Annotated in this window: 8 protein-coding genes, 1 rRNA gene and 1 other annotated feature; of the genes, 8 read left to right on the top strand and 1 reads right to left on the bottom strand. The window is 35.3% G+C overall.

Translation table 11 applies throughout. The features are described 5' to 3' along the window. Positions 1 to 151: 151 nt before the first annotated feature. The 4 genes from rrf (at position 152) to asnB (ending at position 5723) form a co-directional block, all read left to right on the top strand. A 5S ribosomal RNA gene (rrf, locus tag CRO00_RS19000) occupies positions 152 to 267 on the top strand. A 531-nt stretch (positions 268 to 798) separates the two neighbouring features. After that, a complete protein-coding gene (gene guaB, locus CRO00_RS18995) occupies positions 799 to 2265 on the top strand; it encodes an IMP dehydrogenase (protein WP_097075249.1) in 1467 nt (488 codons plus the stop codon). A gap of 181 nt (positions 2266 to 2446) precedes the next feature. Continuing rightward, a complete protein-coding gene (locus CRO00_RS18990; protein ID WP_097075253.1) occupies positions 2447 to 3751 on the top strand; it encodes a D-alanyl-D-alanine carboxypeptidase family protein in 1305 nt (434 codons plus the stop codon). Positions 3752 to 3887: 136 nt separating this feature from the next. Continuing rightward, positions 3888 to 5723 (top strand): asparagine synthase (glutamine-hydrolyzing), encoded by a 1836-nt coding sequence (asnB, locus tag CRO00_RS18985; RefSeq protein WP_097075248.1) that lies wholly within the window; start codon positions 3888 to 3890, stop codon positions 5721 to 5723. Between the two features lie 26 nt (positions 5724 to 5749). Here the strand turns inward: asnB and pdxR are convergent, their stop codons facing one another. Further along, positions 5750 to 7159, bottom strand: coding sequence for a MocR-like pyridoxine biosynthesis transcription factor PdxR (pdxR, locus tag CRO00_RS18980; protein WP_202615711.1), 1410 nt, complete (start codon positions 7157 to 7159; stop codon positions 5750 to 5752). A gap of 210 nt (positions 7160 to 7369) precedes the next feature. Beyond that, positions 7370 to 7581 (top strand) — a binding site (T-box leader). Positions 7582 to 7687: 106 nt separating this feature from the next. Between pdxR and serS the strand changes: the two genes are divergently transcribed. The 4 genes from serS (at position 7688) to CRO00_RS18960 (ending at position 12737) form a co-directional block, all read left to right on the top strand. Further along, a complete protein-coding gene (serS, locus tag CRO00_RS18975; protein WP_097075247.1) occupies positions 7688 to 8971 on the top strand; it encodes a serine--tRNA ligase in 1284 nt (427 codons plus the stop codon). Between the two features lie 153 nt (positions 8972 to 9124). Continuing rightward, positions 9125 to 11020: an alpha/beta hydrolase gene (locus CRO00_RS18970; RefSeq protein ID WP_161946750.1), complete on the top strand. Its 1896-nt coding sequence runs from the start codon at positions 9125 to 9127 to the stop codon at positions 11018 to 11020. A gap of 639 nt (positions 11021 to 11659) precedes the next feature. Beyond that, entirely contained in the window at positions 11660 to 12355 is a 696-nt protein-coding gene (locus tag CRO00_RS18965; protein ID WP_097075245.1) for a DUF2225 domain-containing protein, read from the top strand. 25 nt (positions 12356 to 12380) lie between these two features. Further along, positions 12381 to 12737 (top strand): hypothetical protein, encoded by a 357-nt coding sequence (locus tag CRO00_RS18960; RefSeq protein ID WP_097075244.1) that lies wholly within the window; start codon positions 12381 to 12383, stop codon positions 12735 to 12737. Positions 12738 to 12883 lie beyond the last annotated feature (146 nt).

Here is a 12883-nt window from a genome sequence, read left to right as displayed (position 1 = left end):
GAGGTAGATAGGTTCGAGGTGGAAGTGTGGTGACACATGGAGCTGACGAATACTAATCGATCGAGGACTTAACCAATTTTAGCTTGAAGTTTGTATGTCAATGTCTTTATCCAGTTTTGAGAGAACAAGCATCTTTCAACTAAATATGTGGTCTAGTGATAATGGCAAAGAGGTCACACCCGTTCCCATACCGAACACGGAAGTTAAGCTCTTTAGCGCCGATGGTAGTTGGGGGCTTCCCCCTGTGAGAGTAGGACGTTGCTAGGCAAAAAAACACCACTAAAATCTATGGGTGTTTTTTTTTATGCAATAATAAAGCTTCCACTTAGAGGGTAAGATATAATCTACTACAAAATTGGCACCAAGATGTGAATGCCATATATATTTGAAGAGTTAAATAGGTTTGTTAGCATATCAACAGCCAAAGGTGTCCCTTAAATTTCCCCCTCAAACAACAAATCTATATTTTATAGGAACATAAAATAACTTAAAAGCTGCAAGATACAATATCTATATAGTAGTTAAAATATTAAAACGAACTTATTGGTAATATACCACAAATATCCCTTTAAGAATTAACCCACTGATTATATAAATTTAGTGTAAAAGAGGTAAAGTAAAGGTAATTGAAAAATTATAGTGAAAAAATTGCAGGAGAAGGATTTAATAAATGTTTGTACTTTCTTGATTTAATGGAATAATCGGAATTATTTTTCTTTTTTGTGAATCTTGACACTTCTAAGTCATGTTGATAATCTTACAATTAATATTCTTTTAGAAACAGGAGGCATTTACGAAATGTGGGAAACGAAATTTGCCAAAGAAGGCTTAACGTTTGATGATGTATTATTAATACCAGCTCATTCTGAGGTTTTACCTAAAACTGTTGATTTATCTACTCAATTAACGCCGAAGATAAAACTAAACATACCTATTATAAGTGCAGGTATGGACACAGTAACAGAATCAAAAATGGCAATCGCAATGGCTCGTCAAGGTGGAATTGGAATTATTCATAAAAATATGAGCATTGAAGAACAAGCTGAAGAAGTTGAAAAAGTTAAGCGATCTGAAAATGGTGTAATTACGAACCCATTTTTCTTAACACCATCTCATCAAGTATTTGATGCAGAACATTTAATGGGAAAATATCGCATTTCGGGTGTGCCAATCGTAAACAACGAAGAAGATCAAACGTTAGTAGGTATCATTACAAACCGCGATTTACGTTTTATTTCTGACTATTCTTTAAAAATTGATGATGTAATGACAAAAGAAGAATTAATTACTGCTCCTGAAGGGACAACTTTAGAGGAAGCAGAGAAAATATTACAACAATATAAAATCGAGAAGTTACCGATTGTTGATGAAAGTGGAAAATTAACAGGGTTAATTACAATTAAAGATATTGAAAAAGTAATCGAATTCCCAAATGCTGCTAAGGATGAACTTGGACGTTTATTAGTAGGAGCTGCAGTAGGTGTTTCTACAGATACTATGCAACGTGTAGCAAAACTAGTGGAAGCACAAGTAGACATTATCGTTATCGATACAGCACATGGTCATTCACAAGGTGTGCTAGATACAGTTAGACATATCCGTAACGAATTCCCTAATCTTGAAATCATTGCAGGTAACGTGGCAACAGGCGAAGGTACACGCGCTTTATTTGAAGCAGGTGCAGACGTAGTGAAAGTAGGTATTGGTCCTGGTTCAATTTGTACAACACGTGTCGTAGCTGGTGTTGGTGTACCTCAAATTACTGCAATTTATGATTGTGCAACAGTTGCTCGTGAAATGGGCAAAACAATTATTGCTGATGGTGGAATAAAATATTCAGGTGATATCGTAAAAGCTCTTGCAGCTGGTGGACATGTAGTAATGCTTGGTTCACTATTAGCCGGTACTTCTGAATCGCCTGGGGATACTGAAATCTTCCAAGGTCGTCGCTTCAAAGTATACCGTGGTATGGGATCATTAGGTGCGATGGAACAAGGCTCAAAAGACCGTTACTTCCAAGAAGATGCGAAAAAATTAGTACCTGAAGGCATCGAAGGACGTCTACCTTACAAAGGGCCATTAGCAGATACAATTGACCAACTTGTTGGTGGTATTCGTGCAGGTATGGGTTATTGCGGATCACCAACTCTTGAGTACCTTCGTGAAAATTCTCAATTCGTACGTATGACAGGTGCAGGGTTACGTGAATCACACCCGCATGATGTTCAAATTACAAAAGAAGCACCAAACTATTCTATATCATAAGTAATTGCAACCATAAACACTCTTTCAACGTCTTTAGTAGATGTTGGAAGAGTGCTTTTTTTATCTGAATGTAACACTAATCTTACACGTTCTATGATAAAATGGCGGAAGGGAAATAAATAAATAGTTGGAGGTATTATTAGTGAAAACAACAACAAGGAAAACATCTTTGTTTAGTCTAATGATTATCCCTATGCTGTTGTTTAGTATGTTTGTTACTTCGCCGGTTAGTACAAGCGCTGCTGAAACAGATTTAGGGTTAACTGTCGATGCTGCAATTTTAATAGATGCAGATACAGGAAAAATTTTATACGAGCAAAATGCAGATACATCTTTAGGAATAGCAAGTATGTCGAAAATGATGACAGAATATATCCTGTTAGACGCAATTAAAGAAGGTTCAATTAAGTGGGACCAAGAGTATCGTGTTACAGAGTATACATATAAAATGTCACAAAACCGAGCTTTAAGTAATGTACCTCTACGCGCAGATGGTACATATACAATTCGTGAGTTATATGAGGCAATGGCAATCTATTCTGCCAATGCTGCAACAGTAGCTATTGCAGAAACAATTGCTGGTACGGAAACTGAGTTTTTAAAGCTAATGAATAAAAAAGCTGAAGAACTAGGTCTTGAAGGATATAAGTTTGTAAACTCAACAGGATTAAATAACTCAGATTTATTTGGAATGCATCCGACTGGTACAGGCCCAGAAGATGAAAATATTATGCCAGCTCGTTCAGTTGCGAAACTTGCATATCATTTATTGAGAGATCACCCAGATGTACTGGAAACATCTAGTATTCCAAAAAAGACATTCCGTGAAGGTACAGAAGATGCAATTAATATGTCAAACTGGAACTGGATGCTACCAGGATTAGTTGCAGAATATGAAGGTGTAGATGGGCTAAAAACAGGTACAACACTTCTTGCAGGATCATGTTTCACTGGTACTGCAGTACGTAATGGAACACGCCTTATTACAGTTGTTATGAATGCAGTTGATTCTACTGGCACAGATAGCGATAAAACAGCTCGTTTCGATGCAGCTGCTAAATTATTCGACTATGGATTTAGTCAATTTTCAAAACAAGAGATTATTCCAGCTAACTACGTATTCAAAGGTAATGAAACAATTGACGTTACTAAAGGAAAAGAAGATCAAGTAGAAATCTCAGTGAAAGAACCAATTTCATTTGTAGTGAAAACAAGTGAAAAGGATTTATATAAGCCAAAATTAGTTTTAGATAAAAAGTCCCTTGAAGCAGAAGTCAAAAAAGATACAGTTGTAGGGAAAGTAGTAATAGAACGTACTGAAGGAACTGACTTCGGTTTTATTGATGGAGCTGAGTTTTCAGCTGATATTGTAACTACTTCAAATGTTGAACGTGCAGGTGCTATTTCTCTATTCTTCCAAGGCGTTGGAAGCTTCTTCGGTAATGTGTGGAGCGGTATAACAGGCTTTGTGGGTGGATTATTCTAATCTAATAGCAATATTTTAAATCTTACATGAGTGTGTCATTAGTATAAATTTATACTATGTCACACTCTTTTTTTTCTGGGACAAAATGAGTTTGCCTACATTTTTCATAAGCTAGTGGGTGAAGGAGCGTGAAAATATGTGCGGCATTACCGGATGGATTGATTTCACTCAAGAGATTAAACATCAAAAAAGTATTGTATTCAGCATGACAGAAACGTTAAAAAGGAGAGGGCCAGATGATGGGAATGTGTGGTGCAGCACACATGCTCTACTTGGTCATCGTAGATTAGCAGTAATTGATTTAGTGGGTGGAAAACAACCGATGTCCAAAACCCATAAAAATCAATCCTATACAATGGTTTATAATGGTGAGCTATATAATACCGAGGAAATTCGTCAAGAACTTAAACAACGTGGTTATCGCTTTACCACATCATCAGATACAGAGGTTTTATTAACTGCTTTTATTGAATGGAAAGAACAATGTGTAAATTATTTAAATGGCATTTATGCTTTTGCGGTTTGGGATGAGAATGAGGAAACATTATATGCATTTCGGGATCGTTTAGGGGTAAAGCCATTTTTCTTTTCACAAGATGAGGGAAGTTTAATCTTTGGCTCCGAGGTAAAAGCAATTTTAGCTCATCCCAATATTGCCCCTCAAATTGATCGACAAGGTTTGGCAGCACTTTTAAGTATAGGACCATCAAGAGTACCAGGAAGTGGCATCCTAAAAGGAATTGAAGAATTAGAGCCTGGTTGTGCACTTAAGTTTTCAAAAGCTGGATTAAAGAAGTGGCGTTATTGGAATGTAAGAAGTAAAAAACACGAACACACTTTAGATGAAACAGTGGAGAATGTACGGTTTTTAGTAACAGATGCAATTAATCGCCAGCTTGTGTCAGACGTACCTCTTTGTACATTTTTATCAGGCGGTTTAGACTCGAGCATTATTACAGCAATAGCTGCTAACACGTATAACAAAGAAGGACGTACCTTACACACCTATTCAATTGACTTTGAGGGAAATGAACAGTTCTTTGAAAAAAATGAATTTCAAACATCCCAAGATAGCTTCTGGATAAATAAAATGACAGAAAGCTTCCATTCAAAGCATTTTGATATCATCATTGGACAGCAACAATTAGTCGATTTACTTGAAGAAGCAATGATGATTCGAGATATGCCTGGAATGGTAGATATAGATAGTTCTTTATTAATTGCTTGTCGTGTTATAAAAAAGGATTTTACAGTTGCACTATCAGGGGAGTGTGCAGATGAAATTTTCGGAGGATATCCTTGGTTCCATCAAGATTATAATCAGTTTCCATGGATTCGCTCCATTGATGAAAGGGAAGGCTTTTTACGAAAAGAGTGGCAATCACGTCTTCAATTAAAAGAATTTATGAAATATGCTTTTGAAGATGCAGTAAAGGATTGTCCAAAGTTAGATGGAGAAAGTTCAAAAGACGCAAAACAAAGAGAGTTATTTTATTTAAATATGCGCTACTTCATGCAAACCTTACTAGAAAGAAAAGATCGAATGAGTATGGGAGGAAGCTTAGAAGTACGCGTTCCATTTGCAGATCACCGACTTGTTGAATATGCTTGGAATATTCCTTGGGAAATCAAAAATATGGGAAAAATGGAGAAAGGACTACTTCGAAAAGCAGTAGAAGGATTGCTACCTGACGAAGTATTATATCGCAAAAAAAATCCGTACCCAAAAACATACCATCCAAAATATACAGAAGGAGTTCAAATGTTATTAAAGGATATTATTCGAAGCAAAGAGTCTGTTTTACATGAGCTATTTGACAAAGAGCAGCTAAATCAATTATTACAAACGGGTGGGGCTTCGTTTAAAGTACCTTGGTTTGGTCAGCTTATGGCTGGTCCACAATTGCTTGCTTATTTAATTCAAATTGATCGTTGGTTTGAAAATTATAATGTTCAACTATTAGATCAGTAAAGAGAAAACTAGTGAAGAGACAACTATCAATTCTCCTCACTAGTTTTTTTAATTCCCCAACATGTCATTAATAGATGCAAAGCTTTGTCGATTTTTTCAAATGGTATGCCTCCAAATCCTAATAAAAATGTCGGCTGGCGATAGTTTAAGGGCTTTATTTGATATTCTGATACAGGATATACGGCAATTTTCGCATTACTTGCTTTTTGCTTTAATTCACTTTCTGTTTCGTTTAAAGGAACTGAAATTAAAATATGCATTCCAGCGTGGTCACCTTTAATGGTCACATTAGGATAAAAAGTAGAGATTGTATAAATTAATTTATCATGTTTTTTTCGGTAAATTTTCCGCATACGGTTTAGATGTTTAGCAAAATGCCCATCTTTCATAAAGTTAGCTAAAATGTGCTGATCAAATCTTGGAACAGTTGAAGAATAATAACTAAACGTTTCCTTATATTTTTGCAAAAGAGTGTTCGGAAGCACGATATAAGCAACACGCAATGAAGGCATAAGTGATTTCGTGAAAGTACTCATATAAATGACTTTATTATTTCGATCTAATCCTTGAAGAGCAGGAATTGGTTTACCAATATAACGAAATTCGCTATCATAATCATCTTCAATAATATAACGATTAGTATCTTTAGATGCCCACTTTAATAATTGCGTCCTCCTTGCAGCAGAAAGTACTGCTCCTGTAGGGAACTGGTGGGAAGGGGTAATATACACAATATTTGCATCTGTTTCCTCAAGTTCATCTACTACAAGCCCATCGTCATCTACAGAGATTGGGATTGCTTTATTTTTTAAATGAATACGGGGAATCGCAGAATAGCCAGGGTTCTCTAACGCAAATTTTGAATCATGTTCAATTAAGCGTAAAATCATTGGTAATAATTGCTCCGTCCCAGAACCAATCACAATTTGTTCTGGTTTACATACGATACCTCTTGATTGGTATAAATACTTGGCAATTTCTGAACGTAAAACATATTCCCCTTGTGGCTCACCAATTTGTAGAAGCTCTCTTGAACTACTATCAAATATTTCTTTTGCATATTTCCTCCATGTGGCAAATGGAAATGAAGGATCAATTTTACCTGGATGAAAATTATGCTCATAGGATTTTCCATGATCTAATTCAATTGGCACATCAATTTGGTCTTTTTCAACATAGGGCAGTTCATCGATTTCCTCTACAAAATAACCAACGCGAGGTTTAGAGACGATAAATCCTTCCGAAAGTAATTGGCCATATGCGATTTCAATTGTTGTTTGACTTATATTTAAAAACTCAGCTAATTTTCTTTTGGAAGGTAGTTTTGTTCCAACTTCAATTTGTTTATGTATAATGGCATTTTTCATTCCAATATAAAGCTGTTCGTATAATGGTTTCGGACTATCTTTCTCAAGTTCAAAAATGAGCATGTCCATTAATGTCACTCCTAACTGACCATGTTAATTTATAAGATATATGTAGAAATTATAAGGTCAATTATTATTATACTAAAAGTGATGCATATTGTATAAAGTAAAAAGGTGTATTCCAGTAGAGTGCATGTATTTAAGTGTACATCATCCACTTTTCTAAACACTTGCAAATTTAAATGGCATATAGTACGCTAAAGTTAAATTTCACAATAGTTAAAATCGATGATAGGAAGTAGTAGCAAGCACGCTTTTTTAAGAGAGTCGGCGGTTGGTGGAAGCTGATAAAGGCACTTGTGAATCCGTCCTTGAGTAGCCAAGTTGAATTCGTAGTAGGCATTGGCCGGTTGAAAAGCCGTTATTTGATAAGTGGATTAGATCATTTCTAATCAATTAGGGTGGCAACGCGGGTAGCTCTCGTCCCTTTATGGGATTGAGGGCTTTTTTATGTTTTAACCCTTTAGCGGGATAAAGTGAAGGAATAATAAGTGAATTACTTTTTATTATCGATTATTAAATTAAGGAGGAACTACCGTGTTAGATATTAAACGTGTTAGAGATAATTTTGATGAAGTGAAAAGGATTCTACTTACTCGTAATGAGGATTTAGGGAATTTAGATGAGTTTGAAGAGTTGGACGCAAAACGCCGTGAATTAATTGCGAAAACAGAAGTGTTAAAAGCAGAGCGTAATAAAGTATCTGAGCAAATTTCAATTATGAAACGTAATAAAGAAAACGCTGATGAAGTGATTGCACGTATGCGCCAAGTTGGGGATGAAATTAAAGAACTTGATACACAACTTCGTGAAGTAGAAGAAAAATTTGAATATATGATGATGCGCCTGCCAAACATTCCTCATGAGTCTGTTCCGGTGGGTACAACAGAAGATGATAATGTTGAAGTAATGCAGTGGGGGGAGCTTCCAACTTTTAATTTCGAAGCAAAGCCACATTGGGATCTAGCAACAGATTTGCAAATTGTAGATTTTGAGCGTGCTGCTAAAGTTACAGGAAGCCGTTTTATATTTTATCGTGGATTAGGTGCTCGACTTGAGCGTGCTTTAATGAGCTTTATGATGGATTTACATGCTGAAGAACATGGTTATGAAGAAATGCTACCACCTGTTATCGTAAATCGTGATAGCTTAACAGGTACAGGTCAATTACCAAAGTTTGAAGAAGATGTATTTAAGTTAGCAGATACAGATTACTTTATGATTCCAACTGCAGAAGTACCTGTAACAAACTTCTTCCGTGATGAAATTATTGATGGTGATATTTTACCAAAAGGCTTTGCAGCGTATAGTGCTTGTTTCCGTTCTGAGGCGGGCTCAGCTGGTCGTGATACGCGCGGTCTTATTCGCCAACACCAATTTAACAAAGTGGAGCTAGTTCGCTTTGTTAAACCAGAAGATTCTTACGATGAATTAGAAAAACTAACTGGCCATGCTGAGAAAGTATTGCAATTATTAGGCTTACCATATCGTAAATTATTAATGTGTACAGCAGATCTTGGATTCACTGCTGCGAAAAAATATGACCTAGAAGTATGGATGCCAACTCAAAACATGTATCGTGAAATTTCTTCATGTTCAAACTTTGAAGATTTCCAAGCGCGTCGTGCAAATATCCGTTTCCGTCGTGAACAAGGGGCAAAACCAGAATACGTACACACATTAAATGGTTCAGGCTTAGCAATCGGCCGTACAGTTGCTGCACTCTTAGAAAATTTCCAACAAGAAGATGGATCCGTTTTAATTCCTGAAGTATTAAGACCATATATGGGTGGCAAAGAAGTAATTGCACCAGTAAAATAATAAAATGATTAGAGGGTATTTGTTCTAGTAAGAACAAGTATCCTCTTTTTATATGTTGGAAATAATATAATACTAAAGAAAATTATACCAATTATTTTAGACCTGTTATATCATTAAATAATAGAACAATGGGACCAATAGAGGGGGATGTACATGAAGAAGAAGTTTTATAAAAAGTTATTTTTAGCTAGTGCAGTAGGTGTGGTCGGGGTTGCAGGAAGCATATCGATACAAGCGCCAACATTTGCTCAAGAAAATAATGCAAATGCTGAGTTAGAAACAAAGGCAAATGAATTTATTAAACTTGCATCAGAAAGTAAATGGGAAGATGCATACAAACTATTAAATGAAAAGCTTCAAGCTGCTGCAACAAAGGAAATGATTGCAGCTACTTATGATAGTTATGCGGCGAACTTTGGAAAAACAAAGTCAATTACTCTTAAAGATGTGAAAAAAAATTCAGTTCATACGAGAGTCACTTTTTCAATTACTGGTGAAGTAAGCCCTTATGAACTATATTTCAACTTTGATAAAAATGGAAAAATTGATGACTTTTCAATAGGTTATCCTACATATCCATACTCAGCTCCAAGTTATGATCATCCAGAAAATTATACAGAAAAAGAAGTTGTTGTTGGAAGTAAGGAATTTCCGTTACCAGGTGTCTTAACGCTACCAAAAGGTGAAGGTCCATTTCCAGTAGTAGTACTAGTTCAAGGTTCTGGCCCTCACGATATGGATTCGACTTTCTTTGGAAATAAGCCATTTAGGGACATAGCAGTTGGACTAGCAAATGATGGAATAGCTGTTTTAAGATACGAAAAAAGAACAAAGGTATACCCATTTAAAACAGGTACTAACCCAAAATTTACAATCCAAGACGAGTCAGTACTTGATGCAAATTATGCAGTTGACACTTTAAAAAGTATGTCGGAAGTTGATGCGAAAAATATTTATGTTTTAGGACATAGCCAAGGTGGATTTGCACTTCCATTAATCTTAGAAAATGATAAAAATAAGGACATTAAAGGTGGAATCGTTGTTGCTGGACCAGCAGGCAAATTCCAAGATCTATTACTGTGGCAAAATGAACAATCTTTAGAAAAAGCAAAAAAAGCGAATGCACCTAAAGAACAAATTGAAGCATTGGAAACATCCGTTGCCTTTTGGAAAGAACAAATTGGAATAATTAACGATCCAAAATATACTTTAGAAAACCCACCATCACCAACTGATTTCCAATTGGGTCTTACTGATTGGTGGTATAATTTACGTGATATTGAAGCTCCTGAAGTTTCCAAAAAACAAAGTGTACCTTTATTCGTAGTACAAGGTGGTAAGGATTTCCAAGTACCTGCATCACACTTAGAGTTATGGAAAGACGCTCTGAAAGAAAGAGATAACGTTTCATATAAATTATATCCAAATATGCACCATTTTCTTGCTGATAATCCAAACGCAACAGGATCTACAGCAGACTATATGGCTCCAGCAAATGTTTCTGAACAGTTAATATCAGATATTGGCCAATGGGTAAAAACAGGTGCTGTTGAAGAACAACCTGAAGAGAAGCCAGAAGTAGGTTTACCACAATATAAAGATTATGAAGATAACCAATATTGGTCACAAGCGTTCACTTGGGCGATTCAAGAAGGCATTATTAAAGGATATCAAAATGAAAATCTACTAAAACCAAATAATGCTTTAAATGAAAGTCAATACTTAACGGTATTCTTCCGTTACACATTAGGTGAAGCATTGAAGGATGAATCAATTAAAAATATTTATGCACTTGCGAAAGAAAAAGGATTGCCTGTGAAAGAAAGTGCATTTGCCGAACTTTCTCTTCAAGAAGCTGCGGTTTTAATTTCAAAAAGCATTACAAACAAAGATATGACTGTGGAAGAATCCGTAAAATGGTTGTTTGATAACAAAATTTTAGACGGGTTAAATGTAACAGGCAATGAATCGTTAACACAATCAATTACTAGAGCACAATTTGTAACAGTCCTTTACCGAATTCATGAAGCAAATTTAATGGACAAGTAATATAATAATAATGGAATGCTATAAGAGTTTACACAAGCTTTTATAGCATTTTTGTTTTTATGGGAGTGATAGTAACTACTTTGCACCCATGCACTCTATTCGTACCCCCTTAATTCGACTTATAATTTTTCTAAACTTTAGGTAGATTTAACCTTTTTTTCTTTTAATCATGTTAAAATAGCGATTAGTAAATAAGTTGCCTTCAATGTGTAACAATTAATCTAAAAGTATTAACACTGAGTAGTAATTGTGGTTTAGGTTAAGAAAAAAATTTTTTTCATCAAAAAAGTATACTTAAAATTGCAATTTCTTATTGTTGAGTCTAGAAAATGCCGACATTACCGTGTTTTATAGCTTTGAAGATTGCATAAAATGAATCAATGCGCGGACTTTTATTCTTTGTAAAAATTTTTTATAATAGGGTAATGGTAATAGGTACTTAGTAATGAGTATATGATAAATAATATCAGTAATTTACTAAATAATAAAACTATTAATATTCAAACTAAAAAGCAGTGAGCCATTAATAAAAGTAACCTGTTCAATTATCAATAAGAAAATAACAACTTTTAGGGCTTTAATTATGAACGGAGTCTTCTAATGAAGGAGCTGTACGTTCATAGTGAGGAGGTGTTTAGAATGGCATTTAATTTATACTATTACGAAAGCAAAGTGGAGTGTAATTGTTGTAAAAAGAGCTTTACCACTTACAAAGTACGTCCGGGCCGTTTTAAAGTAGTCTCACAAGATACAGACTTTATGCCTATTTATGAGGGATTAAATCCACTGCTATATGAAGTAGCAGTTTGCCCAAATTGCGGTTATGCCTACCATAAATCGCTTACCCGTACATATGGGCCATTTATGCTACTAATTAAAGAAATGTACATTAGTCAGTTACAAAAACCAATGGACATATGTAAAGAGCGAACAATTGATGAAGCTATTGCAAGTTTTAAATTGGTTTATTTAGTTGCAAGATCGTCCATGGAAGAAGATTTAATTATGGCAAACTTTGCAATGAAAATCGCTTGGCTATACCGACTAAAAGAAGATAAAGAATCAGAAATGCATTACCTACGCTCAGCAAGAGAGTTATATGCAAAGTCTTTTGCTTCCAACAAAGAAGGAGAAGAAAGACTACAATATTTAAATGCCGAATTAAGCCTTCGAATTGGAGATATTGAAGAAGCGAAAAGAGGATTTTCTCGCCTTATTGCAGGGCGTGAGGTTTCGAATAAATATCGAAACTATGCCCGAAAGCGTTGGGAGGATTATAAATACTCCAATGAAGCAAAAAGTGAAGAAGAATTAAAAGAAGATATAATCGAGTAATGATTTATTAAGGGGGATTTTTAATATGAACTTACGAATCAATGGGAGACTTGACGTGACGGAAGAGGAGATTTTCTCTGAATTACATCACTTCTTATTAAGAAAAAATAATCGAGTATTAAATAATGATCAATTAGTTGAGAAAACCGGCGTACCCGAAGAAATGATTCATAAATGGGTTAAAACAGGAAAGTTAAAACAAACGATGTTTCCAAACCTTGGTGCACCATGCGAACGCTGTGGAAGAATAACTAGTAATGCTAAGATATGTAGAGATTGCTCACATTCTATAACACATACACTAGCACAGGAAGAGAAAGACAAAGAGTGGTTCAACAGTATCCAAAATACTCGTAGACAAAGCACATACCACTATAAATGATTACTAAAAAAAGACTTAGCCTCAGACGAAGCCACTGAAAAACTAAATACCGATAAAAATTTATAGTAATTATTTGCTTCTAAATAGAAGGTGGGATTCACTTCGCTTTCCACGGGCTTGGCTTCAGCCTCCTCGTCGCAAGCTCC

Source organism: Ureibacillus xyleni, from assembly GCF_900217795.1.
GTDB classification, from domain to species: Bacteria; Bacillota; Bacilli; order Bacillales_A; family Planococcaceae; genus Ureibacillus; species Ureibacillus xyleni.
The sequence above is the reverse complement of the archived record's forward strand: the minus strand, read 5'-3'. Positions and strand labels throughout refer to the sequence as shown.

What these genes read in the sequence shown, in the direction of transcription:
- guaB (WP_097075249.1), top strand. Translation starts at nt 799, where the DNA reads ATGTGGGAAACGAAATTTGCCAAAGAAGGCTTAACGTTTGATGATGTA.
- CRO00_RS18990 (WP_097075253.1), top strand. Translation starts at nt 2,447, where the DNA reads ATGATTATCCCTATGCTGTTGTTTAGTATGTTTGTTACTTCGCCGGTT.
- asnB (WP_097075248.1), top strand. Translation starts at nt 3,888, where the DNA reads ATGTGCGGCATTACCGGATGGATTGATTTCACTCAAGAGATTAAACAT.
- pdxR (WP_202615711.1), bottom strand. Translation starts at nt 7,159, where the DNA reads ATGGACATGCTCATTTTTGAACTTGAGAAAGATAGTCCGAAACCATTA.
- CRO00_RS18970 (WP_161946750.1), top strand. Translation starts at nt 9,125, where the DNA reads ATGAAGAAGAAGTTTTATAAAAAGTTATTTTTAGCTAGTGCAGTAGGT.
- CRO00_RS18965 (WP_097075245.1), top strand. Translation starts at nt 11,660, where the DNA reads ATGGCATTTAATTTATACTATTACGAAAGCAAAGTGGAGTGTAATTGT.
- CRO00_RS18960 (WP_097075244.1), top strand. Translation starts at nt 12,381, where the DNA reads ATGAACTTACGAATCAATGGGAGACTTGACGTGACGGAAGAGGAGATT.